At 68.8% G+C, this 24830-nt stretch carries 19 protein-coding genes; 10 read left to right on the top strand and 9 right to left on the bottom strand.

What is annotated here, in order from left to right; genetic code table 11:
* Positions 1-46: 46 nt before the first annotated feature.
* Both ACFYXB_RS19965 and ACFYXB_RS19960 read right to left on the bottom strand, forming a co-directional pair.
* Positions 47-1546, bottom strand: coding sequence for a long-chain fatty acid--CoA ligase (locus ACFYXB_RS19965; RefSeq protein WP_389583985.1), 1500 nt, complete (start codon positions 1544-1546; stop codon positions 47-49).
* The gene (locus ACFYXB_RS19960) at positions 1543-3957 is read right to left on the bottom strand and encodes a SpoIIE family protein phosphatase (RefSeq protein WP_389583983.1); all 2415 of its coding nucleotides are present in this window, start codon (positions 3955-3957) and stop codon (positions 1543-1545) included. The genes ACFYXB_RS19965 and ACFYXB_RS19960 overlap by 4 nt, the downstream gene beginning before the upstream one ends.
* Positions 3958-4246: 289 nt before the next feature.
* On the opposite strand from ACFYXB_RS19960, the gene ACFYXB_RS19955 reads away from it, so the two are divergent.
* Positions 4247-5509: a PucR family transcriptional regulator gene (locus ACFYXB_RS19955; protein ID WP_389583981.1), complete on the top strand. Its 1263-nt coding sequence runs from the start codon at positions 4247-4249 to the stop codon at positions 5507-5509.
* A gap of 73 nt (positions 5510-5582) precedes the next feature.
* On the opposite strand, the gene mdlC is transcribed toward ACFYXB_RS19955, so the two are convergent.
* The 3 genes from mdlC to ACFYXB_RS19940 form a co-directional block, all read right to left on the bottom strand.
* Positions 5583-7166 (bottom strand): benzoylformate decarboxylase, encoded by a 1584-nt coding sequence (mdlC, locus tag ACFYXB_RS19950; protein WP_389583979.1) that lies wholly within the window; start codon positions 7164-7166, stop codon positions 5583-5585.
* A 115-nt stretch (positions 7167-7281) separates the two neighbouring features.
* Positions 7282-7932: an enoyl-CoA hydratase-related protein gene (locus ACFYXB_RS19945; protein ID WP_389583976.1), complete on the bottom strand. Its 651-nt coding sequence runs from the start codon at positions 7930-7932 to the stop codon at positions 7282-7284.
* Positions 7933-8025: 93 nt separating this feature from the next.
* Positions 8026-9243: a CaiB/BaiF CoA transferase family protein gene (locus ACFYXB_RS19940; RefSeq protein WP_389583973.1), complete on the bottom strand. Its 1218-nt coding sequence runs from the start codon at positions 9241-9243 to the stop codon at positions 8026-8028.
* 547 nt (positions 9244-9790) lie between these two features.
* Here ACFYXB_RS19940 and ACFYXB_RS19935 point away from each other — a divergent pair.
* Positions 9791-9913, top strand: a complete 123-nt coding sequence (locus ACFYXB_RS19935) for a hypothetical protein (RefSeq protein WP_389583970.1) — start codon at positions 9791-9793, stop codon at positions 9911-9913.
* A 177-nt stretch (positions 9914-10090) separates the two neighbouring features.
* On the top strand, positions 10091-10372 hold the full coding sequence (locus tag ACFYXB_RS19930) for a hypothetical protein (RefSeq protein WP_389583967.1): 282 nt from the start codon (positions 10091-10093) through the stop codon (positions 10370-10372).
* A gap of 464 nt (positions 10373-10836) precedes the next feature.
* Here the strand turns inward: ACFYXB_RS19930 and ACFYXB_RS19925 are convergent, their stop codons facing one another.
* The 3 genes from ACFYXB_RS19925 to ACFYXB_RS19915 all read right to left on the bottom strand — a co-directional run bounded on the left by ACFYXB_RS19925 (position 10837) and on the right by ACFYXB_RS19915 (position 12867).
* Positions 10837-11376, bottom strand: coding sequence for an HdeD family acid-resistance protein (locus tag ACFYXB_RS19925; RefSeq protein WP_389583965.1), 540 nt, complete (start codon positions 11374-11376; stop codon positions 10837-10839).
* Positions 11377-11480: 104 nt separating this feature from the next.
* Positions 11481-11951, bottom strand: a complete 471-nt coding sequence (locus ACFYXB_RS19920) for an STAS domain-containing protein (RefSeq protein WP_389583962.1) — start codon at positions 11949-11951, stop codon at positions 11481-11483.
* A gap of 364 nt (positions 11952-12315) precedes the next feature.
* Positions 12316-12867 (bottom strand): HdeD family acid-resistance protein, encoded by a 552-nt coding sequence (locus ACFYXB_RS19915; RefSeq protein ID WP_389583961.1) that lies wholly within the window; start codon positions 12865-12867, stop codon positions 12316-12318.
* Between the two features lie 358 nt (positions 12868-13225).
* On the opposite strand from ACFYXB_RS19915, the gene ACFYXB_RS19910 reads away from it, so the two are divergent.
* From ACFYXB_RS19910 to ACFYXB_RS19880, 7 genes are all read left to right on the top strand, one after another.
* Positions 13226-15748 carry a flippase-like domain-containing protein gene (locus ACFYXB_RS19910; protein WP_389583958.1) on the top strand — a complete coding sequence of 841 codons (2523 nt, stop codon included), beginning with the start codon at positions 13226-13228 and terminating at the stop codon, positions 15746-15748.
* Between the two features lie 198 nt (positions 15749-15946).
* Entirely contained in the window at positions 15947-18664 is a 2718-nt protein-coding gene (locus ACFYXB_RS19905; RefSeq protein WP_389583956.1) for an AAA family ATPase, read from the top strand.
* 112 nt (positions 18665-18776) lie between these two features.
* Positions 18777-21425 (top strand): ATP-binding protein, encoded by a 2649-nt coding sequence (locus ACFYXB_RS19900; protein WP_389583954.1) that lies wholly within the window; start codon positions 18777-18779, stop codon positions 21423-21425.
* A gap of 124 nt (positions 21426-21549) precedes the next feature.
* Positions 21550-22515: a LysR family transcriptional regulator gene (locus tag ACFYXB_RS19895; protein ID WP_389583951.1), complete on the top strand. Its 966-nt coding sequence runs from the start codon at positions 21550-21552 to the stop codon at positions 22513-22515.
* Between the two features lie 146 nt (positions 22516-22661).
* Positions 22662-23315: a BON domain-containing protein gene (locus tag ACFYXB_RS19890; RefSeq protein WP_389583948.1), complete on the top strand. Its 654-nt coding sequence runs from the start codon at positions 22662-22664 to the stop codon at positions 23313-23315.
* Positions 23316-23427: 112 nt separating this feature from the next.
* Positions 23428-23688 carry a hypothetical protein gene (locus ACFYXB_RS19885; RefSeq protein ID WP_388505612.1) on the top strand — a complete coding sequence of 87 codons (261 nt, stop codon included), beginning with the start codon at positions 23428-23430 and terminating at the stop codon, positions 23686-23688.
* A gap of 102 nt (positions 23689-23790) precedes the next feature.
* A complete protein-coding gene (locus ACFYXB_RS19880; RefSeq protein ID WP_389583944.1) occupies positions 23791-24258 on the top strand; it encodes an SsgA family sporulation/cell division regulator in 468 nt (155 codons plus the stop codon).
* A gap of 5 nt (positions 24259-24263) precedes the next feature.
* Here the strand turns inward: ACFYXB_RS19880 and ACFYXB_RS19875 are convergent, their stop codons facing one another.
* Entirely contained in the window at positions 24264-24719 is a 456-nt protein-coding gene (locus tag ACFYXB_RS19875) for a hypothetical protein (protein ID WP_389583942.1), read from the bottom strand.
* Positions 24720-24830: the final 111 nt, after the last annotated feature.

Raw genomic sequence — 24830 nt, 5'->3', positions numbered from 1 at the left:
AGCAGCAAAAGGGCCACACAGCCGAACCCGGTGAACCGGGGCGTCTTCAACACCCCGCGGGGCAAGGCGGCGGGACGATGGCCCGCTTGAGGATCTTGCCGGTGGGGCCCTTCGGTAGCGCGTCCACGATCCATACCTTCCGCGGATACTTGTAGGCGGCGACCTGATGCTTGACGTACTCACGCAGTTCCTCGGCTGTCGTTCGGGCGCCCGGTTTCAGAACGACCGCCGCACCGACCTCCTCACCGAGATCGGAGTCGGGAAGGCCGATGACAGCGGCGTCGGCGACCGCAGGATGCTCATACAGCACATCTTCGACTTCGCGGGGGTACACGTTGTACCCGCCGCGAATGATCACGTCCTTCTTCCGTCCGACGATCCAGAAGTATCCATCCTCGTCGACCCGGCCGAGGTCGCCGGTGTAGAGCCAGCCGTCCCGGATCGCGGCGGCGGTCTCCTCGGGGTGTTGCCAATAGCGCTTCATGACATTGTGCCCGCGGATCGCGATCTCGCCGGTTTCCCCATGCGGTACCTCCGTGCCGTCGTCGACCACCCGCATCTCGACGTCCCGGATCGGGGTGCCGACCGAACCGGGCCTGGGTCCGGCCTGCAGGGTGTTGAACGAGGCGACGGGCGAGGTCTCCGACAGCCCATACCCTTCGAGCACGACGCAGTCGAAGGCGGCCTGAAAGTCGTCCAGCACCTGGACCGGCATCGCCGCGCCGCCGGTGAGGGACATGCGCAGCCGGGAGACGGGGTAGGCGGCTCGGTCGGGCTTCTGCACCAGCCTGCTGAACACCGTCGGGACCCCGGCGAAGACCGTCACCCCGTGCTCGCCGAGGATCCCCAGTGCTTTCGCCGCGTCGAAGCGCGGCAGCAGCGTGAGGCACGCGCCGGAGGCGACGGCGGCGTTGAGGGTGCAGGTCTGTCCGAACGCGTGGAACAGCGGCAGCCCACCGAAGATCACGTCGTCGGCGGTGAGCTGGAGCAGGTCGGTGGCCACGATGTCGCAGTTGCGGGTGAGGTTGGCGTGGGTCAGTTCTGCGCCCTTCGGCTGACCGGTCGTCCCCGAGGTGTAGAGAATGACCGCGGTGTCGTCCTCGTGCCGGTCGGCCAGGTCCTCGACGGGTGGGGCGGGCGTCAGCAGTTCGTCGAACGAGCCGGGACCGACGACGACCGACTCGGCCTTGGTCTGCTGCGCACCGGCCCGTGCCTCGTCGGCGAAGGCATGCCAGGCGAACAGAAGCCGGGCACCTGAGTCGCCGAGGTAGTAGGCGACCTCACGGGACTTGAGCAGCGGGTTCATCGGGACGACGATGCCGCCGACCCGGAGTACGCCGAAGTAGGCGAGGGCGAACTCCGGCACGTTGGGCAGCATGATCGCCACTCGGTCCCCGGGTTTCACGCCACGGTCGTTGAGCAGTCCTGCCATGCGAGCGCTGCCCTGGTCGAGCGATCGATAGGAGACAACCACGTCCTCCAGACGGAGCGCGGCGCGATCCGGATGGGTCAGGGCGCTGTCGACCACGTGGGATGCGAGGTTCATGCCAGCTCCTTCCCATCGTGCCCGGGCAGATCCTGTTCGGCCCAGACGACCTTGCGGCCCGTTGTCCAGCGGCAGCCCCACCTGCGCGACAGATGGGAGACGAGGAGGATGCCGCGGCCGTACTCGTCGGTGCTGCCAGTGTGACGAAGGAGTGGGAAGGACCTGCTCGCGTCGGACACCTCGCAGGTCAGCAGGCGGTGCTTGATCAGACGCAGGGCCACGGGGCCGGCGCCGTGACGGATCGCGTTCGTGACCAGCTCGCTGGTGATCAGCTCCGTGTCTGTGATCAGGTCGTCCAACCCCCACCGGGCCAGTTGCCGGGTCACCAGGCTGCGGGCACTGCAGACGACGGCCGGGTCTCGGGGCAGGTCCCAGGACACGGTCTGGCATGGGCTCAAAGCACGGGTCCGGGTCAGGAGCAGGGTGACGTCGTCGGACGGTGACTGGGCCGGCAGCGCCTCGATCACTGCGGAGCAGAGGTCGTCCAGGGACCGCTGGGGCTGGGCCGCCAGGGTGGCGCCCAGTTGCCGCATTCCGACGTCGATGTCGCGGTCGCGGGTCTCGACCAGTCCGTCGGTGTAGAGGGCGAGCAAGGTCCCCTCGGGCAATTCCGTCTCCACGGCCTCGAAGGGGACCGACCCGACGCCGAGTGGGGCTCCGGCGGGGAGGTCGGGAAACGTGACCTTGCCCTGCGGGTCGACCACAGCGGGCGGGGGGTGTCCGGCCCGTGCGATCGTGCACCGCCGGGTGACCGGGTCGTAGACGGCGTAGAGGCAGGTGGCGCCGATGATCATGTGGCGGCCGTCCCCGGCGGCGACGTCCTCCTCTGCCTGGCGCCGGACCGTGTCATCGAGATGGCACAGCAGTTCGGCGGGGGCCAGGTCCATGTCCGCAAGGGTGCGCATGGCCGTTCGGAGCCTTCCCATGGTCGCCGCGGCGTTGATGCCGTGCCCGACCACATCCCCGACGACAAGAGCCACGCGGGCGCCGGACAGCGGGATCACGTCGAACCAGTCGCCTCCGACGCCGTTGTCCACGTCGGCCGGCAGGTAGCGCGAGGCCGCCTCGATCGCCGCGCTGTCCCTCACGCCTTGCGGAAGCAGAGTGCGTTGCAGGGCGAGGGCCGCTGTGTGCTGGCGAGTGTACTGGCGAGCGTTGTCCAGGGACAGTGCGGCCCGGGTGACCAGTTCCTCGGCCAGGAGCAGGTCATCCTCCTGGAACGGCATCGGTTCCTCGGTGCGGACGAACAACGCCGCACCCAGCGTGGCGCGCCTCGCGCGAATGGGGACAAGCATCATGGAGTGGATCCCGTTCTCACGGATGCTCTGCGCCCGCGCCGGGTCCTCGTCGACCCAAGTGCCCCGTGAAGCGTCCAAGCTGGGTTCCAGGTGAGAGGCGCCCGAGGACAGGACACTGATCCAGGGTGAGGCCGGCGGGATGAAGACCGGCTCGCCGCGTGCCCAGGGCGACTCGGGAGCCCCCGGGTGGATCGAGGCCAGGCCGGCGCGGCACAAGGCCGGACCGTGCTCCCCCGTCGGGCTGATGCCGGTGGCGGGTTCTTCGCCGAGCGGGACGGACTCCGCCAGGTCGACGACGGCGTAGTCGGCCAGGAGTGGCACGGCGAGGTCGGCCAGTTCCTGGCTGGTCTGCATCACGTCCAGAGTGCTGCCTATCCGGGTGCTGGCCTCGGTGAGGATGGCGAGGCGCTCGCGGGCCCGCTGGTTGCCGGTGAGATCCACGCTCATGGAGCACACCCCGAGCGGCCTGCCGTCGGCGTCGCGCAGGCAGAAGAACGAGACCGAAAAGTCGTGTTCCCGGCGCTGATCCGCCAACGGCCAAGCCCGGTATTGATGGACCGCGGTCGTGCCGCTGCTCAGCACCTTGCGCATCACTGCTTCGAGCGCCTCGGATTCGAAGCAGGACAGCGATTTCGGGAGGCGCCGTCCAAGCCGCCGGTCACGAGGGACGCCGTCCTGACGTTCGACGACGTCGTTGACCCAGGCACAGCGCAGTTCCAAGTCACGCACCACGATGCCGATCGGTGTGCGGGTGAGAAGCGACTCCCGTACCGATCCAGTGACCTCCACCGCGGAAAGCGAGGCGATATTGGTGCCGGAGACGAGCCAGCGGACTGCTCCGTCGCGCCCCCACAACAGCGAGACGCGCAGGCTTGCATGGAGTGTGTGGCCGTCGCGGTGATGGACCGTCGCTGTGCCGGACCAACCGCCCCGGGCGCGGCGCTGCTGGGAGGCCGCCCATGTGTGTAGTGCGTTCTGGAGAAACGGCAGCACGGACCAGACGGGTCGGCCCACCATCTCCCCGGCCGCGTAACCGACAAGCCGCTCCGCGGTGCTCGTCCAACCGACCACCGTCCCCTCGCCGTTGATCATCGCAATCGCAGAGTCGGGCACTTCTCGAGGGTTCAGCGGCTCTGTGAGGCTGTATCGGAGAAAATTGCTCAACGTGAATCACCCTTCGGGTGTTCTCGAACAACGGGTGGAAGGCCGATCTCTCTCCCCAAGCCGCGTGCCGGACGGGTTCGACAGTTACCAGAGGCTAGGCGTGCAGTGCACGAAAGCCACTGGTCCCGCAATACGACCTTCGGGTTGGAATTGGTGCCGATGGACCATTCCGCCGGCGGTGGTCGCGCAGGCTTGCCGGAGTCCGGCCTGTCGCGAGCCACCCCTGTAGGGTTGAGGTATGGCTGCGGAGCATCCCGAGGCCGCGAAACTACTGTCCGTGGTCGCGGAAAACGTTGGGGTAAGCGTCTCGGAGGTCAGCCGCGACGTCGTGGAGAGTGTTACGTCCGAGGTCCCCGAAGTCAGGGGTGATACGACCGTCATCAAGATCCTGCAGGCAAGCTGCGCAGAAAATGTCACCACGTTGCTGCACATTTTCGAGAACGACATATCTATGGACAACGTCGAGGCGCCTGCAGCTGCTTTTGAGTACGCCAGGAGGCTGGCTCAGAGAGATATCCCCCTCAGTGCGATGGTCAGGGCCTACAGGATCGGCCACTGGCGCTTTCTGCAGTGGTGTCTGGACGAGCTCGACCGACAGGGCGCCGACTACGAGTTGTCCAGCGCGACCCACCGGCGCATGCTGCGGCTGACCTTCGGTTACATCGACCGGGTAACCGAACAAGTCGCCGTGGTCTACCAACGGGAGCGCGACAACTGGCTGCTCAGTCAGCTCGCCACGCGCGCCGCGCGCGTGCGAGAGCTCCTCGCCGAGAAGGACGTCGACCTCAACTGGTCTGAACCAGCGCTTGGTTACCGGCTCCGGCAGAACCACCTCGGGCTGGTGACCTGGTTGCCCGCGTCGGCGGATGGGGGTGCGGGACTTGCTCAACTCGACCGGATCACCACCGAGATTGCCGGGAAGCTCGACTGCCCCGCCAGGCCGCTCTTCGTCCCCCGGGATGCGGTCTTGTCCTGGGCCTGGCTGCCGCTCGGCTCGCACAGCCACGTCTCCTGGGAACAGGTGTCGAATGTGGTCGAGCGCAGCAATCCTTCCGTGCACGCGTGCGCTGGGTCCGTGGGGTACGGCATCGAGGGATTCCGCTCCACGCATCGGCAGGCACTGCGCACGCAGGAACTCGCGGCAGCGGCCAGTCAAACCCCCCAGTTCACTTGCTTCTCCACCGTCGCTCCCATCGCCTTGATGGCTACGAACGTCGACGACATGCGCGCCTGGGTGTGGGGTGTCCTGGGGCCTTTGGCCGTCGATGACGAGAGCAGTGCACGGCTTCGAGAGACCGCGCAGATTTTCCTGGACTCCGGCTGCAGTTACACCGCTACCGCCGGCGCTCAAATTCTGCACAAGAACACCGTGCAATACCGAATCCGGAAAGCCGAAGAAATCATGGGACACCCGATCCAGAAAGGGCACACCGATCTGGAAATCGCGCTGCGCGCCGTTGAGTACCTCGGCTCAACCCTCCTTCGCGCCGGCCCCGAATGACTTGCTCGGTGATGCCGTCGACGGCGGATTGAGCCAGAGGCAGCCGATCCTTCGGATCATGCGGGACCGATCCCTACAGCATCGCCTTCTGGGGTTGCGTGGGGACCACGATGACCGTGGTGGTGTCGGCGGCCAGGGCCGCCTTGAATTCCCGCTCCAGGTCCTCGGTGGTCTCCACGTCGACCGCGCGGCATCCGAAGCCGCGGGCCACGGAGGCGATGTCGAGTCCCGGCAGGTCGAGTCCTGGAACGCCCGGGGTTTCCTCGAGTACCGCGAACGACTTGAGGATGGAGTACTCCTGGTTGCGCATGACCACGTACACAATCGGGAGGTTGTGCTGCGCCGCCGTCCAGATGGCCTGCACGGAGTACTGGAAGGAGCCGTCGCCGATCAGGCCGACGATCGGCCGTTCGACGCCGTTGTCCCGGTCGCCCAGTGCGACCCCCACCGCTGCCGGGGTGCCCCATCCGATGCCCCCACTCTCTGTGGAGAAGAACGAACCGGACCTGACCGTGGGAAGCCACTCGACCTGCTGGGCCATGGTGGAGGTCGATTCATTGACGATGACCGCGTCAGACGGCCTGACCCTGCTGAGGGCGGCGTACACCTCCGGCGGTGTGAGCGGGCTGCTCGGCACCTGCGGAAGCTTGCGGGGCCGCGACATCGGCTCTGGCATGGCGCGTGCGGATCCCTCCGTGACCAAGTCCAGGAGCAGCTCGATCGCCGTCTTCGGATCGCCGATGAGGCTGTCGCCGACTCGCGCCGCCGCGGCGACATCGGGGTCCGCGGTGATCTGCAGCAGCTCGGTGCCTGCGGGCAGGTAGTCGCCGGGCACGTAGGGGTAGTAGCGGAACACCTCCGCGCCGATCACGACCACCAGGTCATGCCCGGTCAGCCGGTCGCCGATGGTCTTCACGGACATTCCGAGCGGGCCGCGGAAGAGGGGGTGGTCTTCGGGGAAGGAGGCGCGGTCCAGGAGCGGGGCGCCGTAGACGGCCGCGCGCAGCTTCTCCGCCAGGGCGACGGCCCCGTCCCATCCGCCGGCGCGATCCACCTCCGGGCCGAAGACGAGGGCGGGACGCCGACTTGCGGAGATGCGAGCGGCGAAACCGCGCAGCCGCTCGGCGTCGGGAGCGACCCGGGTGCTCACCGTCCGCACACGCGCGAAGGCGGACAGCGGCTCGTTCCAGTCGTCCAAGGGAATGGACAGGTGGACCGGTCCTGCCGGTGGCTGCAGCGCGATCGCGTAAGCCCGCATGAAGGTCTCCGGTACGTCCTGGGCGCGGGCCGGCTCGTAGGACCACTTCACCCACGGCTTCAGCATGGTGGTGGACTCACGGTTGCCCAGGTATGGCTCCCCGATCATCAGTTCCCGGTGCTGCTGTCCCGAGGTGACGATCAGGGGAGTGTTTCCGTGGTAGGCCGCTATCAGGCTTCCCATGGCGTTGCCCGCACCGGCCGCGGAATGCACGTTGACCAGTGCCGGGCGCCGGGTGACTTGCGCGAAGGCGTCGGCCATCGCGAGGACAGAGGCCTCCTGCAGCGCCAGAACGTAGGTGAAGTCCGCCGGGAAATTCTGCAGGAACGTCTGCTCGGTGGAGCCGGGATTGCCGAAGACCGTGGTGAGGCGGAGGGTCCGCAGCAGATCGTAGGTCACGCTTCGGACGGTTGATTGCTCAGCCATCGTTGGTCGCCTCTTCCTGCGGTGTGTGTGGGTGGCTGTGCCCGTGTAGCGGGCCTGGGCGGCAAGCGGCCTGCAGGGCGGGCGGATGTCAGCGGCCCTGCCAGTGCGGTGAGCGCTTTTCCGCGAAGGCGTGGGCGCCCTCCTGCGCGTCGTGCGACGCCAGAACCGACCCGACGATCTGGTCCTGCTCGGCGAAGGCGTCCTGGTCGCAGAACGCTCGCCGCTCGTTGACGACGAGTTTGACAGCTTCCACGGTCAGGGGCGCGTTGTGCGCGATGCCGGCGGCCCGCTTCAGGGCCCCGCCCGGTTCGGTGAGGTAATTGACCAGGCCGAATCGCTCGGCGCGCTCGGGCAGGCGCACCATGCCCCCTTCGGGCGGCACGATGCCGTAGCGGACCTCGGTCAGGCCGAAGGTGGCGTTCCGCGCGGCCACGATCATGTCGCAGGCGAGCGCCAACTCGGTTCCGCCGCCCAACGCATAACCCTCGACGGCCGCGATGAGCGGGGTCTTGATCCGGGCGCGGGTGATCCCCGCGAAGCCCCGTCCTTCGACGATGGGCGTGGCTCCGGCCGCGAAGGCCTTGAGGTCCATGCCCGCGCTGAAGTCGCCGCCGGCCCCGCTGATGATGCCGACCCTGAGGTCGTCGCGGGCCTCGATGCGGTCGACGGCGGCGGCCAGGGCCCGGGCGGTGGCCCCGTCGATGGCGTTGCGGGCCTTCGGCCGGTCGATCGTAATCACGAAGATGCCGTCGATTTCCTCGGTCAGTACGGTCGGTGTGTCCGTGGTCGTGGTGGTGGTTCCCTTCTTCCCTGGCGCCGCTGAGCTGCGGCTTCAGTCGATCGCTTCGGCCTTGCGCAGATCCTTGATTCCGGCGGCGTCGAAGCCGAGGTCGAGGAGCACGGAGTCGGTGTGTTCGCCCAGGTCGGGGGCCGGGCCCGGACAGATCTTCTGTTCCTGCTCCAGCCGGACGGGGCTGTCGACGGTCAGGTGTGGGTCATCGCTGCCGTCGTCGATCGGCACGACCACCCGGTTGGCGAGGAGCTGGGGGTCCTGGGCGCACTCCTCGAGCGTCTGGACGACTCCGAAGGTGAGGCCCGCGGCGTCGAGCACCTCGCGCCACTCGGTCAGGGAGCGAGTCGCGAACGTCTTGTCCAGCAGGGTGACGATCTCGGCGGCGTGCCTGCGGCGGCTCGGGCTGTCGGCGTAGCGCGGGTTCTTCGCTGCCTCGGGATGGCCGATGGCCTTGAGGAAGGGCGGGACCTGCTTGTCCTCGTTGGCGAAGACGAGGACGATCCAGCGGTCGTCTGCCGTGCGGTACATGTTTCCGAGCGCGTTGGGCGGGTGGCACCGGTCGATGAGGCGGGGAGGTTTCGCCCCGACCAGTACGGCTTGCAGCCACATGCTCGCCGCCCAGGCCCCTTCGGCGAGGAGCGAGGCCGTGACACGTGCGCCCTGGCCGGTCTTCTCCCGCCGGTACAGCGCGGTCATGATGCCGGCGAACAGGGTGATCGCCGTGGAGTGATCGCCCGATCCGAACGCGTTCATCGCGGGCGGCACGTCCCTTTGGCGTGTGAGGTCCATCAGGCCGCTGCGCGCCCAGTACGCCGTCACGTCGAAGCCGGGCAGATGCGCATCCGGACCCTCCTCACCGAAGCCGGTGACATCGGCGTAGATCAGCCGGGGGTTGAGGGAGGCCAGCACGTCGTACTCCAGGCCGAGCTTGGCCCGCGTCCGCGGCGGGAAGTTGGTCACCAGCACGTCGGCCCACCGCACCAGACGTTCGAGCACGGGCCGGGCGCCCGGCGACTTGAGGTCGAGCGCGATGCTGCGCTTGTTGCGGTTGTCCAGCTGCCAGGGGTAATTGACCCCTTCGACACGGGGGTTGGGAGGGATGCGGCTGAGCGAGCGGTATGCGTCGCCCACGTGCGGTGGTTCCACCTTGACGACGTCGGCGCCGAAGTCACCGAGGACGGTGGCCGCGGCGGGCCCGGCGATGAAGCTCGCGAGATCGACGACGTGCAGTCCCTCCAGGAGGGGCGTCTTGTTCATGACTACTCCGTGTCTTCTGTGCGGTCGGGCGCGGCGCCCGGGGCCGACCCGCTGTCACAGGGCGCCGCGATGCATGCCTGGTCAGTGGCCCGGAGCCATCGGGACGAAGGCGTTGTAACCGGTGATGTCACGGCCGACGATCAACGTCTGCACAGTGTCGGTGCCCGCGCACGTGTCGATGGCCTCGAAGTCGCACAGGTGCCGGGCCCGTGGTAGTCGAGCACGACGCCGTTGCCGCCGAGCATGTCGCGGGCGTCGGCGAGGATGGCCCGGGCTCGTTCGGTGTGGTGCATCTTGGCGCTGTGCCCTGTGTCGCCTTCATGCTCCGCTCCTGCCGGTCAGGGATCCGATTGCGTCCGCGAGAACGACGGTAGGAGCGAGCAGCAGCACGGCCATTGGTCGCGGAACACCATATTTATGTCCAAATTGGTGTCTCTAGCCCAATTCGGCCGGAAGGGTCTGCGCGTCAGCCTTGGACCACGGCTCGGGGAGAGCTGCCGTGCTGCCTCGGCTGCCCGAGCCGACCCGAGGACCAGAGGAAACAAACATGAGCACACCCCACGGATGGGTCGGACTGCTTCCGCCGTCCTTCGACCCGGACTACATCGAGCGCGCCGTCGTGCCCTACCTCTCGAGCAGCGAGTACGTGGGCGAACGGCCGGCACTCTGACGTCCAGGACCCGGAGGGCACCTTCGTTCACTACTGGCTCAAGAACGGCCAAGGCGGCGAGCACTTTCGCCGCGAAGACATCGTCTTCGAGTGCTTCCACAACTTCCTGGCGTTCAGCCAGTGGGGCTGGACGCGGGCCACGGCGACCCGTCCGTCAGGTCGTGGTTCGAGCGGACGATGACCAACAGCCCGGACACGGCGGACGGCGGCGCATTCACCCCACTCGACCGCTACGTGATGGAGCTGTTCCGCACCGTTTCACCGAACGGAGGCAGCCTGTCGACCGTGAGCACCGAACGTGGTGCCAATCCTCGCTTGGGCAATGTTCTCACCCTGCACTCCTCGTCGAGCCGAGATCCCCGGCAGTGGACCAACCCGGAGGAGTTCGAACCCGACAGGTACCGGGCAGCGCCGACGAGTGTGGAGCCGCGGGATCGAATTCACCAAGCTCGACGTTGAGCATCCCGAGAAACCGCCCGTTTCACCGCGCACCGTCATCGACGACAACATCGGCTTCCGGCAAGGGCGGTGAGAACCGAGGCTCGAGGCGCGGATACGCCGGAATCTGCAGCGGCGGATCAACGGCCTGCAACACAAAAGGCGTTCCCGGCCGGGAAGCCCCGGCCGGGAACGCCGGTCCTGGTTTTAGTAGCCGCCGTCACCCCAACCGCCGTCGCCGTCGTCGTTGCCCCAGCCGCCGCCGTGGTCGGCGTGGCCCTGAGCCGAGTAGCCGACTTCGTGGCTCTGCTCTGCCACACGTCCTCCGTGCTGTCCACCACCACGCTACGGACGGAATTGAGGCGATCCATCGGACGCACGACAGGAGAAAGGCGGAACCGTTCGTATCCAGGACCCGACATTGGTCGCCGGCACGTACGACGACTGCGCCTTTGCGCAGCCGCCGAAGTGCGACTCCGTACCGCTCAGGCGCTGACCGGCTCGGACCCGCCGGTGCGGCGCTCCTCGAACGAGGCGAAGACCGCTGAGATGCCGTAGACGATGCTGAACAGCCCGAAGACGGCGGCGAGTGAGACCGCGCCGATGTCCGGACGGACGAACAGCACGAACGCGAGCGCGATCGACACCAGGCCGGTCAGCACGAACAAGGCCCGCTCGCCCGCCTTCTCGCCGCGCTGGAACGCCAGGACGATCTCCATGACACCGGTCGCCAGTGCCCACGCGGCGACCCAGATCGTGAGCGCGAGGGCCGTGATGCCGGGCCAGGCCAGCGCGACCACGCCGGCCGCCAACGAGAGCAGGGCGAGCAGCAGCCAGCCGAAGACGGGCCCCACCCTGTCGCTGGCGAAAGCACGGGCACCGTCCGTCACCGCACTCATGAACGCGTAGACGGCAAAGAGGATGACGAAGGCGCCGACGGTAATGCCGGGCCATGCGACGGTGACTATGCCGATGACGACGGCCAGCAGACCGCGCCAGAGGAGTGCGTTGGGCGAACTGAGCATGGTGACCTTCCACATACGAGGGTGTCGCCTCGTTCCTGACACGAAGCGGGGATGCATGGTGCGGTGCCCGACCTCACCCGAGGCCGTGGCGTTCGCCATGAACGCTAGAGTCGTGGCTCCCCGCTGCGATCCGTCATACGACTGCTTCCGCTACTCCAAATGACAGCGCACTCCGACTTTGCCCCGATGCAGTGCATCAGGCCGGGGGCCGTTTCCCAACCCAGGAGATGGATCACTTTGCGTGCGCCGGGTGGCGTGGCGTGCAGCAGCAGACGGCGGCCGTCGCGGCTGAGCGTCTTCGCGACGGTCGTCATCAAGCGGATTCCGGCGACATCGATGAATGTGACGCCCGCCAGATCAATGTGCAGATCGCCATTGCCGAACTGGACAGCCTCGTCCAGAGCTGCGGCTAGTAGATCCCGTGAGCAAAGGTCTATTTCGCCTTCGAACCGCAGCCCCGACGGGCAGATCGTCGGGACGACACGCAGGAGCGGGCCGTCCCGTAGCAGGCGTTCGAGGGTCGGAGCAGCCACAAGGGCGACGGACGACGGACGGAGCGGTCGGCGATCGGTCATGGAAGTCCCGTTCATGCTTGTTGGGAGCGCACCCCGCGGCTGCCTCAGGAGAATCACCAACCGAGAAGGCGCGTAACGATGAGAGCACCATGCCCAACGGCTGTCGGCGGAGGCTTCTGCAAAGTGACTGACCGTCGTACCGCCATCGGGATGGTCGGCGACCCCGTCTCGGCTCGGACCGACTCCGCTTGCTGTGCCGGGACGAGGTCGTCGACGTCCGCGGACCCCTGCGCGGCGGTCCGTATCGTGGTCAGGCCGGCACCGCGGCCGCCCGTACCGGATGGTCTTCCGCCACGGTGACCTTTCACACGCCCGCACTGTGGCCGTCAACCGGCTGAGGTGGTCGTGGACGGGTCCGGCGGGCTCAGGTGCGCGCCGGCTGCGCACCGCCGGTGTCCTTGAGGCCGCGACGCTCCCGGAAGGCCGCGACGGTGCCCGTGGTGCCGTAGAAGATGCTGAACAGCCCGAAGACGGTGGCCAGCGAGACCGCGCCGATGTCCGGCCGGGCGAAGAGCACGAAGGCCAGCACGACCGACACGAGGCCGGTCAGCACGAAAAGGGCCCGTTCGCCCGGCTTCTCCCCGTGCTGGAATGCCAGGACGATTTCCATGGCACCTGTCGCCAGTGCCCACGCGCCGACCCAGATCGTCAGGGCAAGGGCCGTGATGGCGGGCCACCCCAGCGCGACCACACCGGCGACGACCGACAGCAGGGCGAGCAGCAGCCAGCCGAAGACCGGGCCCACGCGGTCGCTGCTGAAGGCTCGCGCGCTGTCCAGCGCCGCGCCGATGAACGCGTAGACGGCGAACAGAATGACGAATGCGCCGACGGTGATGCCAGGCCATGCCACGGCGACCACTCCGACGGCGACCGCCAGCAGACTGCGCCACATTAGTGCGTTGGACGAGCTGAGCATGGCGATCTCCCAGGGTGAGGGTGTTGTCTCGTTCCTGACAGGAAGCGAGGGAGAGGCGAGGCATACGCGCCGGTGCGCCCGACCTTGCTCGAGGTCGTCTTCTCCCCATCGAACGCTAGGGACGGCGGGCGGGGAGGGTGATCCGTCATCCGACTGCGGTCGGTACCTCATCACTTCGTCCCACGGACGGACCGGTCGGCGAACGCGTGGCGGCGGCCCCCCACATGACGCAATGCAGTCATGTGACGGATGCGCGGATCAAGTTCCGGCGAGAGCATGGGTACCCCCGAGTGGCGGACGCCGGGAGAGGAACCCGGGTGCGTCATCCTGGCTTTCGGCCTGTCGACGAGGAGCCGACGTGATCAAAGGGATCGACGGCCATGGCATCCAGCCGGCTTCGGATGCCGTCGGCCCGTCGGAAGGCTCCTCGCCGCCGGTGATCGATGTTCCGCCTCGACGGGCCGTCCGGCGGGCGGCCGATCTGTGGCGGCTGCTGGTGTCCGTGGCCTCACTTGTGGTCACGGTGCTGCTGGCGGTCGCGACGCGCGATTTCGCCCGTACGGTGCAGCAGGGACTGCTCACCACGGCGACCGCGCTGCCCCCGGCTCTACGGGACGGTCTCGTGGGAACGGTGCAGGTGGTCGCCATGCTCGCGCCGATCGCCGCCCTGGTGGTCTGGTGCGTACGGCGACGGCTCGACCCGGTCCTGCGGGTCGTGCCCGCGGCGGCGCTGGGCGCGCTGGTCGCGTGGTCGCTCACGCACCTGGCTCTGGTGCGCAGCAGGCCGCATGCGTGGCCGGAGGTGCTGGTCGGCCGGAGCGGTCTGGTGCAAGCGGGCTGGCCGTCGGCCGTGTACCTGGCGGCCTGCGCGGCGGCGGTCGTCGCGGCGGGCCCCTGGCTCGGATCGCGCCGGCGGCGGGCGCTGTGGTCGCTGACCGTCGCGTGTGCCGTGCTGAGCGTCGTTGCCGCTGCGATCGTGCCGCTGGACGCCGTCGCCGCACTCGCCGTGGGTGGCGCGGCCGGGTCGGTCATGCTGCTGCTGGCCGGGGCTCCGGCCGACCGCCCGACGGCGCAGGCGGTCGCCGACGCCCTCGTCGTCTCCGGCATCCCGGTCGCCACCCTGCGTGAGTTGCCCTCGGACGAGCAGAGTCCAGGAGAGGGGACCCTCTACCGAGCCGAGACCACCGCCCGTTCCCGGCTGGCGGTAAGGGTGCTTGCCGCCGAGGACCACAACCGCGATCTGTTCCACCGCCTTGCCCGATGGACGCTCCTGCGCCATCCGGCCGACACGACCGCCCAGTCACCGCTCGGGGCAGCCGAGCACGAACTCCTCATGCTCGTCTTCGCGGCCCGCACCGGCGCCCGGGTGGACGAACCTGTCATGGCCTATCCGGTGGCCGGGGGCGGCGCGCTTGTGGCGACCGTCGAGAAGGGCGCCCGTGCGCTGTCCGCGTTGCGGGACGAGGAGATGACCGACCACGTCCTCACCGGGGTGTGGACGTCCGTGGCCCGCCTCCAGGAGCACCGGCTGGCACATCGGGCACTGCGCCCGGAGCACGTCGTCGTCGAACCGGGCGGTGAGAGCCGGCTCTCCGCGTTCGCGAGCGCTCAGCTCAATGCTCCGCCCGAGGTGCTCGGCAGCGACATCGCCGAACTGCTGGCCACGACCGCGGTACGGGTCGGCCCCCAGCGTGCCACCGCGTGCGCACTGGCCGGTTTGGGACCGGAGCTGCTGGCGACCGTGCTGCCCTACCTGCAGCCGCTCGCGTTGATGGGCCCCGCACGGCGTGAGGTCGCCCGGTACGACCAGGCCCGCGCACGGGCGGCCAGGGAGAGCGCCCGGCGGCGAACACTGCGCGCCGGCGGCCGCCCCAGTCTGCTGCGTGATCTCGTCGTCGAGGTCGGAACTGCCAGTGGTGCCCAGTCGGTTCCGCTCGCGCATCTGGCGCGCTTCACGTGGAAGAGCGTCCTGGGCCTGATCGGCGCGTTTCTGGTCATCCACCTCGTGCTGCCGCAGTTGGCCAACGCCCCGGCGGCTGTCGACGCGCTGCGCGACGCGAACTGGTGGTGGGTACTCGCGGTGCTGCCCGTCACCTTCCTCTCGCAGGCGTTCTCGACCTGCCTGCAATTGGGCACGATCCCGGACAGGCTGCCGTTCGGCCCCACCTACCAGGTGCAGTTCGCCAGTTCGTTCCTGAACCGGATCACCCCGAGCAACGTGGGTGGCATGGCGCTCAATCTGCGCTACCTGCAGAAGACGGGGATCGAGACCGGGGCCGCCACGGCCTCCGTCGGGCTGCAGAGCCTGGCCGGTGCGATCTCCAACGCCGTTGTCGCCGCCGTCTTCTTCGCCTGGGCGGGACGGAGCCACACCGGAGTGCATCTGGACCTGCCCGCCAGTCGCTATCTGCTGTGGGCCATCGCCCTGGCGCTCGCTGCCGGGGGCCTGCTCTTCCTCACCCCACCCGGCCGGCGCTTTCTGCACGACAAGGTATGGCCGTTCCTGCGCGCGGCCGGGTCGACCGTCGCCGGGGTCGCGGCCGACCCGGCCAAGGTCGTCGTGGGTGTCACCGGCGCGCTCGGCCTGCCGCTCATCCAGATCGTCGGCCTGGCCATGAGCCTCCAGGCGCTGGGCGGCGGCCTTCCCTTCATCCAGGTCAGTGCCGTGTACATGGCGGCCCGCCTGATCGCCAACGCGGCTCCCGTGCCAGGCGGTCTGGGCGCGCTGGAGGCCGGACTCATCGCCGGTCTGACGACGCTCGGCGTGCCGGCCGGGGCGGCCACCTCGGCCGTGCTCGTCTACCGGCTGCTCACGTTCTGGCTGAACGTCCCGCTGGGCGCCCTGGCCTTGAGCGTGGTACAGCGGCGAGGTTACGTCTGACATGCGGGATCAGCGATGAGTCCCGCCGCGCCTGCGACGGGCGGAGTCGTCACGGGCCTCCCAGTACCCATGGGGTCACTCACCGCCGTGTCGATGTCGAGGCCGCCGCCCGCGTTGCTGGACGCCTTGTAGTTTTGGGTCCAGTCACTTGACTCAAGCCCTGCCGCTGTGGTTCCCCTACGCTCTCACCGAGAAGACATGGTGCGTACTGGAAGACTGGGGAGACGCGTGTACGAGGCCGGGCTCCTTGGCCGCGATGAGCAGTTGAGAGTCCTGCAGGAACTGATGGGAAGGCTGCCCGCCGCCGGCGGCGCCATGACATTGCAGGGCGGCCCGGGCGTCGGCAAGTCCGCGTTGCTGCGGGCCGTGGCCGAACGCGCCCGCACGGCGGGATGGCAGATGCTGGAGGTTGCCGGGCGCTCCGACGACACACCCTTCAGCGGTCTGCGCGAGTTGCTGCGGCCGGTGCTCGGCACGGCGGACGCTCTGCCCGCGGGACAGGGCGGGATCCTGCGGTCGGCGCTCGAGATCGGTTCCGGGCCACCGCCGGAGACCTCCAAGGTGGCGCTGGCCGCATTCAACCTGATCACCACGAGGGCGGCCGAGCAGCCCGTGGTGCTGATCGCCGACGACGTGCAGTGGCTCGACATGCCCACCCGAGACGTATTGGCGTTCATGGCGCGCAGGGCGAGCGACAACCCTGTCGTCATCCTCGTGGCACTCCGCAGAGGACGGAACATGCCGGGCGTGCCCGTACTGGACGTGCCGGTGCTGGACGAGCCCTCGGCGCGGCGGCTGTTGGCCCGTCATGCGGCCACGCTGCCTCCTGCCGTTCGGGAGCGGATACTCGGGGAGGCGCTCGGCAACCCGCTCGCGCTGGTTGAATTCCCCGCAGCGTGGCGCCCGACAAGGCCGCCGGGTTCGTGGACCCACCTGCCGGTGAGCTCCGCATTGGCGACGACGTTTGCGGCCGGGCTCGGCGAGCTGCCGGTGCAGGCCCGGGACGCCCTGCTGGTCGCGGCCGTCGACCATGTCGGAGACCTCTCGGAGATCCTGGCAGCCGCGTCCGTCCTGGCAGGGCGCGCTGTCATGGTGGACGTTCTCGACAGCGCGGTCGCGGCCTCGTTGATACGACTTGACAGGACGACACTGCGCTTCCTCCATCCCGTGGTCCGCTTCGCGGTGTTGGAGGCGGAGACCCCGGCCCGCCGACAGGCCGCCCACGCCGCCATGGCGCAGGTGCTGGCCGAGCACCCCGACCGGCGCACATGGCATCGTGCCCAGTCCGTCAACGGCCCCGACGACGAGATCGCGGACGGGCTGTCGGATGCTCACGCTTCCTTGCTCCGGCGGCACGGAGTCGTCGCGGCCATATGGGCGCTCGAGCGATCGGCGCAGCTCACCACGGACTCGGCCACCCGGGGACACCGGTTTCTGTGTGCGGCCGAGCATGCGTACGGTCTCGGCCGCACACGCCTGACCCACTCCCTGATCGACGAGGCAGAACGTCAGGAGCTCAGCGATGCGGACCGGGCGAAGGCCGCCTGGCTGCAGGACATCTCGGACGCGGACCCGCAGCCCGCTCCGGCCCGGACGCAAGTGCGGGAAATCAGCGAGCTGTCGGCGGGCGATCCCAACCTGGCTCTCGACCTGCTGCTGAGCGCGGCGCTCCGTGCTCACAGGACCGGTGCCGACCCCGCTCGGCGGGCGGGCATCGTCGCGGCCGCCGAGCGACTGACAGGCACGAGCGATCCACGCCACATCGCGGCTCTGGCGTTGGCCGAACCCGTGCTCCGCGGCCGGGTGGTGGCCGACCGGCTGCCTTCGAACGAGAAGGTGTGGTATCTCCCCGACGCCGACGGCCTTCGGCTGTTCGGGATGGCCGCGCACGCGACCGGCGATCCGGTCCGCGCGGTCGACCTGCTCAGCCGAGCAGAAACAATTCTGCGCGAGCAGGGCCGACTCGGTCTGCTGTCGGAGACACTCCTCACCGAAGCCGCCGATTTGCTGCTGATCGGGGACTGGCCGCGTGCCGCTCAACTCACCGAAGAAGCACGCCGGATCCTCGCCGAGACTCGACAACCGTCCTTAGTCGCCGCGCTCACCAGCACGGACGCGGTCGCCGCCGCACTGCGCGGGCAAGCCGAGCGCGCGGTGGAGCTGGCCGACACCGTGGCGGCATGGCAGCGCACCGATCTGATCCCGACGCTACGGCTGGCCCGCGGCGTGGCGCGGCTCGGTGAGGGACGGTACACCGAGGCGTACGACGAGCTGAGGCCGCTCCTCGACCAGCCGCACGAGGGTCTGCGGTGGCAGAGCTTCGCCGCGGTGATGCCGTTCGCCATGGCCGCGGATCGTGGCAGCAGCCGTCATGAAGCCGCAGACATACTCGCGGTCCTCGAGGAAGCGGCAGGCGTGACTCCCGCCCCGCTGCTGCACGTCCAGCTGCCGTACGCGCGAGCGGTGCTCGCCGCCGACGCGGCGGCCGAGGAACTGTACATGGTCGCGTTGGGCCAGGACCTGGCCCGCTGGCCGCTGGTCAAGGCGCGGACGGAGCACGCGTACGGACAGTGGCTGCGGCGCCACCGGCAGGCCGCTCGGTCGCGCACGATGCTGCTCTCGGCGCGGACCGCTTTCGAGCTCATCGGAGCCTCCGACTGGGCGGGCCGCAACGCTGCTCGAGCAGCCGACAACCCGCTTCCGTCGGTCACGGACCTGTTGTCACCCCAGGAGACACTGATCGCCCGGCTGGCCGCGGATGGGCTCTCCAACCGCGAGATAGCGGCACGGCTGCATCTGTCACACCGTACGGTCGCCGCACATCTGTACAGAGCCTTCCCCAAGCTCGGGATCACCTCGCGCAGTGAGCTGGCGCCGCTGTTGAAGCTGCCGGAACCGGCCGCGAGCGACCACTGAAACCAGCGTTCGCCGCATCGCTGGATGTGTGGGCGGGATCAGTCAAACGACGCAAGCCGCCGATGGTGCGGAGTGATTAGCGTGGAGGCTCTGGGGAGTTGGGAGTGGATCCATGGGTGCGGCGATGCTGGTCGGAAGGGAGCGGGAGATCGCTGTGCTGGCGAGGCTCCTCGAACGTACGCCGCCGAGCGGTGCGGTGCTGCTGATGCTCGGGGATCCGGGTATCGGCAAGTCGTCGCTGCTGCATGAGGCGGAGTCCAGGGGGCGGGCCCGGGGTTTCCGGATACTTCGGCTGGCCGGTGTCGAGAGCGAGGCGAGTTTTCCCTTCGCGGGACTGCACCAGATGGTCGGTCCGGTGCTCGATCACCTCTCGCTGCTTCCGCGGCACGAGAGGGAGGCATTGTTGGCGGCGTTCGGCCTGGTCGAGGGTCCGCCACCGGATCCGTTCCTGATCAGTCTGGCGGTTGTGGACCTGCTGGCGGCCGTGGCGGCCGACCGGCCGGTGCTGGTACTGGCCGACGACGTGCAGTGGCTGGATCCGCAGTCGCACGAGGTGCTGACGTTCGTCGGACGGCGCTTGGCGGGACCCGTGGTGATCACCGCCGCGATGCGCCGGGGCCATACAGGCCCGTTCCTCGACGCCGGCTTTCCGGAGCTGACCGTCGACGGCGTGGACGCCGATGCGGCAGCACAGATCCTGTCCGCCCATGCTCCTGGCCTGCGTCCGGCCGAGCGCAGGCGTATCCAGCGAGAGGCGCTGGGCAATCCGCTGGCGCTGCGCGAGTTGCCGATCGCGATGGCGGCTCTGCCCTCCGCTGGACTGCGTCCGCTGACCTTGTCCGACCGGCTGGAGCACGCATTCGCAGGGCGCGGGGCCGAACTGTCCGCGGCGACCCGGGACGCCTTGCTCGTCGCGGCCGTCGACCCGGCGGACGACCTCGGCGAAATCATCGCCGCGACCTCGGCCCTGCGCGGCGAACCGGTCACCGCTGAGGTGTTCGGCCCTGCGCAGGCGGTAGGACTGGTGACCGTGGAAGAGGGCCGGGTCGCCTTCCTGCATCCCCTGGTGCGTTCGGGAATCCTGCAGGCCGAAAGCCTGGCCCGGCGTCAGTCGGCCCACCGGGGGCTGGCGGACAACCTGGAGGACGTGTACCGGCGGACCTGGCACCGCGCGCAGTCCATCGTGGGGCCCGACGACCGGATCGCCGACGCTCTGGAGGCCAACGCCGCGCACGCACTGAGCCGGGGCGCGGTGTTCTCGGCGATCAACGATCTCGAGCGGTCGGCAGAGCTGACGAGTTGGTCGGCGCTGCGCGGGCACCGGCTGCTGATGGCCGCCTGGCACGCCTTCGGAATGGGCCGGGAGGACATGGTCCAGGAGTTGCTGCAGTCGGCCGCGAGGACCGACCTGACCGACCTGGACCGGGCGCGTATGGCATGGCTCGGCGAGATGTTCGACCACGTGCCCGGGGGTGACGCGCGCGTGAACGAGTTGTGCGACCTCGCCGTTCGGTCCGCCGCTGCCGATCCCGATCTGGCGCTCGACATTCTCCTGGCGGCTGCCTTGCGATGTTGGTGGGGCGACACCGGGCCGGCCGCACGGGCGCGTGTCGTCGCTTGCGCCGAGCGGCTGCCCGAGACGGCGGGCGATCCGCGTCACCTCGCGGCCCTGGCGCTGGTGGAACCGGTGCTGCGCGCTCGGCAGGTCGTCGAGGCACTGACCGGGACGCCTCCTGGCGACGATGGGGACGCACTGCGGGTCATGAGCATGGCAGCACACGCGGTGGGGCACATGGCCCTGGCGGCCGAACTGCTGGCCCGATCCGAGGTGACATTGCGTCGGCAGGGCCGACTGGGACTCCTCTCGCAGGTGCTGACCATGCAGTCGATGACGTATGCGCTGCTTGGGGACTTGGTGCGGGCGGCCGACGTGGCCGAGGAGGGGAGGCGGCTGGCAGCGGAGACGGGGCAGCCGACGTGGGTAGTCGGACAGCTGGTGACCGACGTCCTGGTGAAAGCGTTCGTCGGTGATGCGCAGGAGGCACTGCGGCGGGCCGTCGAGGCCGAACTGCGAGAGGCCCGCGGCCGGAACGTGATGCTGTCGGTGCTTCAACTCGCCCGTGGACTGGTGGCACTGGAGGCCGGGCTGAACCGGGACGCCTACCGGACGGTGCGGGCGATATTCGATCCGGCTGAACCCAGCTTCCACCAGCGGCACGGTTTCGCGAGCCTGATGTTCCTCGCGGACGCGGCCGTGCGCGCCGGACACCGGGAAGACGCCCGAGAGGTGGTGGCGGAGCTGGAGGTGATCGCACGTGAGACGCCGTCGCCGATTCTGCACGTTCACTTGTCGTACGCCCGCGCCGTCCTGGCCGCCGACGAGGCAGCCGAGGACTTCTACCTGGCGGCCCTGCGGCAGGATCTGTCCAGCTGGCCCTATGCCCGCGCGAAGCTCGAGCTGGCTTACGGCTCCTGGTTGCGCCGTCAGAAACGGCTCCACGAGGCACAGTCGTTGCTGACCTCGGCGCAGTCCACCTTCGACCGGATCGGCGCGCTCCCGTGTGCTGACGAGGCACGACTCGAACTGCGGGCAACGGGCGCCCCGATCGACTGGCCCGAGTCGACCGCCGAGCGGTTGAGGCAGATCACCGAGCTGTCTGCCCTGCGGCTTCCGGACGACGAGATCGCCGAGCGGCTCAGCCTGCGCAGGGCGGTTGTGGCGATGTACCGCGACAGGACACGGCCCGACACCCCCCGGTGAGGACATCGCGGCAGTCGGATGACTCAAGCCCGGCAACGGGACCTCCGGCAGCATGACAGGAGTCCGCTTCTGTCGAGTGGCCGGATGGGACTGAATGGGAAAAGCCGAGAACGGATCGATTTCCTTGCTCGATTCTGAGAATTCGGCACCCCCTGGTGTCGAACTGCGCCATCTGCGCTATTTCGTGGCAGTGGCGGAAGCAGGCACCTTCACACACGCCGCGGAGCGCATGTATGTCGCGCAGCCGACACTGAGTCAGCAGATTCGGCGTCTGGAGGAATTCGTCGGCACGCCGTTGTTGCAGCGTCGGCGTGAAGGAGTGCGGCTGACCGAAGCCGGCACCGTACTGCTGGAGGAGTCCCGGGCCGTTCTCTCCCTGGTCGATCATGGCGTCAGCCGAACCCGAGAGGCCGCGGGGCTGGGCCGGTCGCGCCTGCGCTTCGTCGTTCAGCCGTATCTGCCGCCCACGCTCGCCGCGGAGACCGTCTCGCGGCTGCGATCAGCGACCCCTGAGGTCGACGTGACCTGGTTGGAGACGGCGCTGGACGCAGATTTCTCCTCGATCCTCCAGCGGCGGGCCGACGCCGCTCTGGGCTGGATGAACCCGGCGAACTGTGCGCTGCCGCACCCCCTCGACGTGATGGACATCGGGTCCTTCGAACCCGATGTCTGGATTCCGGCACGGCACCAGGGGGCGGTGAACGGGGCCATCGGCCTCGACGAACTCGCCCGCATGCACGTCATCCACGGTCCTCGTCACGCCGACCCCGGAACGTACGACGCATGGCGCTCGGTGCTGCGGACCAGGAACCCGTCCTTCGACTTCACCGACCCGCCGTTTCGGCAGTCGCTGCCCATGACGCTGGCCTTCGCCGCGACCGGGAGCCGGCCGAGCGCCGTTCTGACGGGACCGTGCCGCCTCGTGGGGATCGCTCCGCAGTCGACGGCGGACGCGGGCCGGCACGAGATGGTGCCCGTTCGCGTCGAGGGGTCCCCGCTGACTGCCACCGCCGGTCTGGTGTGGAGCACGGACCTCCCTCGTGAATTGCAGCAGGTACTTTTCGAAACCGCCGAAAAGATTGCCGCCTGATCTGCTGGCAGGCCTGTGTCATGGAATCCATAGCGCAGACCAATACCAGAATCATCCGCATCGCTTTTACTGGCACCGAGGTTTCGCGGTGAACTGATGACGAAGCGGAAATTCGCCGCTCTCACCGGAACGGAAGGATCCCCCTGATGAGCAAGACAAAGGACGTTCGCCAGTCGGTCGAGGCGGAGCTCGTCTTCGATCCGCTGGTGGACTCGACGGACATCACCGTTCACAACCTGGGTGGTGAAGTAAGGCTCACCGGCACCGTCCCGAGCTACCTCCAGTACCTGGAAGCCGCCGCCGCTGCGCAGCGTGTGGCCGGCGTCACCAAGGTCCACAACAACCTGGAGGTGGTGCTGCCGCCCGCGCACGAGCGCGACGACGCGACGCTGGCCGCGACGGCGAACAACGTGCTGCTGATGAACATCGCCGTGCCGGTCGGTGTCGAGGCGACCGCCAGCAACGGCAACCTGAAGCTGACCGGCATTGTCCGGTACGGCTCGGAGCGGCGGGCCGCGGAGGATGCGGTCGCCGGACTCACGGGAGTCCGCGGTATCAAGAACAAGATCGAGATCTCCGACGACGCCGACCCGGTCGACGTCACCCTGCTGGTGTCGGACGCGCTGGACCGCAACGCGCTGATCCTCGACGACAGCGAAGTCACGGTCACCACCAATGGGAACACGGTCGTCCTCACCGGCCATGTCCGCACGTGGGCGGAGCACGATGCCGTGCTCGATGCCGCCTGGATGGCGCCGGGCGTCTACGACGTCCGCGACGACCTCTTCATCACCGGCTGACACCGAGCCGCATCAGGAGCCTCATGAGGGCCGGTTCTTCGGGAGACCCCGCGGGACCGGCCTGCTCCTCTTCTCAGGAACACCCGAACCCGACCGAGAGGCACAGCACGCCATGCACGACGCGGCTCGATCCACGAAGAAGGGCACCGGCCGGTTCCGCGAGCCGGGCACCGAACTCGAAAGCCTGCTGCGGGACGCACTCGCAGTGGTCGCCGGTACGAAGGCGGTCTCCCGCACGCCTTCCCACCATCACTGGTTCCGCGACGCTCCGCGCCACAGGCTTGCCCGCACCGCGGGCCACCTGTGCGGCTACGCACTGCTCGGCTACATCGTCGTCCACCAGCGGCGGAGCCTGAAGAACCCGGCCGTCTGACGAGGGGGCCGGCTGCCCGGCGCGGCACGAGGGGCACACCCTAAGGCCGCGCCGGGCGCAGCTCACGCGCCCCGGCACAGATCAGCACAGAAAGAGAAGCACATGGCCCGCTCGCACAACGAACCAGCCAGGGACGTACGTTCCGCAGAACAGGACTGCGCGGATCTCTCCCTGAGGATGTGGCTGCACGTGTCCCTGCACGAGTCACTGCCGATCCAGGCCCGCTTCAGCTACGACCACACCCAGCCCCTCGAGGTGCGCGTCACATTCTTCAACAACATCGGCGGCGCCGTCACCTGGGCGCTCTCGCGGGACCTGCTCATGCGGGGCCTGCACCGACCGAGCGGTGACGGTGACGTACGGATCTGGCCGCCGTGCCAGCGCCACGGCGGGGACAGCCTCTGGATGCTGCTCCAGGGACGGACCGGCGCGGCACTCCTCGAAGGCCGTGCCGACCTCCTGGGCGCCTGGCTCCAAAAGACGCTCACATACGTTCCGTTCGGCACGGAAGGCCTCTCGATGGACTGGGACGAGGCCTTCGCGCACGTTCTGGCCCAGGGGGACCGCTGACGGTCCTACGGTGCCCGGTAGGGTGCCACGCCGTCGATGGCCTGGGTTCGATGACGCAGGTCCAGGCCATCGACAAGGGCGGAGTCGGACAGGCGCATCCGACCCTCGCGGGTACGCAACAGGGCGAGGACGATCTGGTCGAGCCCGGTGCGCCGGGGCAGCACGTCGACCAGCCCATGAGGTACTGCCCGCAACATCTGGGCGCGCCCCACGTACTGGGCCACCAGCACGATGCGCGGCCGCCCATGTTCCGTGCCCGCACCGCGCATGAGAGCGAGCGCCTCTTCGTCGAGCTCCGTTGCCAGGACGAGCAGCGCCTCCGCGCGCGCTTCCTGCCCCGGTCGCAGCAGGCACACGCGGGGCCGGGCACGCAGGGCGGTGGAGATGTCACAAGCAAGCCGGAGGTCGCCGGATTTGACGGCCACGGTCACTGGAGCGGTCACTCGTTCCGTTCTTCTCATGACTTCGAAGCTAGGTGGCCGACAACCTGTCAGGCTTCCGTCGGACGACTGCTCGACACACGTACGACGGACATCCGGGCCGTTCCCGTCGCACGGTAGGCGGTTGCGTCA

Source organism: Streptomyces sp. NPDC002619 (assembly GCF_042889305.1).
Taxonomy (GTDB): domain Bacteria; phylum Actinomycetota; class Actinomycetes; order Streptomycetales; family Streptomycetaceae; genus Streptomyces.
Note: the sequence above shows the minus strand (reverse complement) of the source record. Positions and strands in the feature narration are given on the sequence as shown.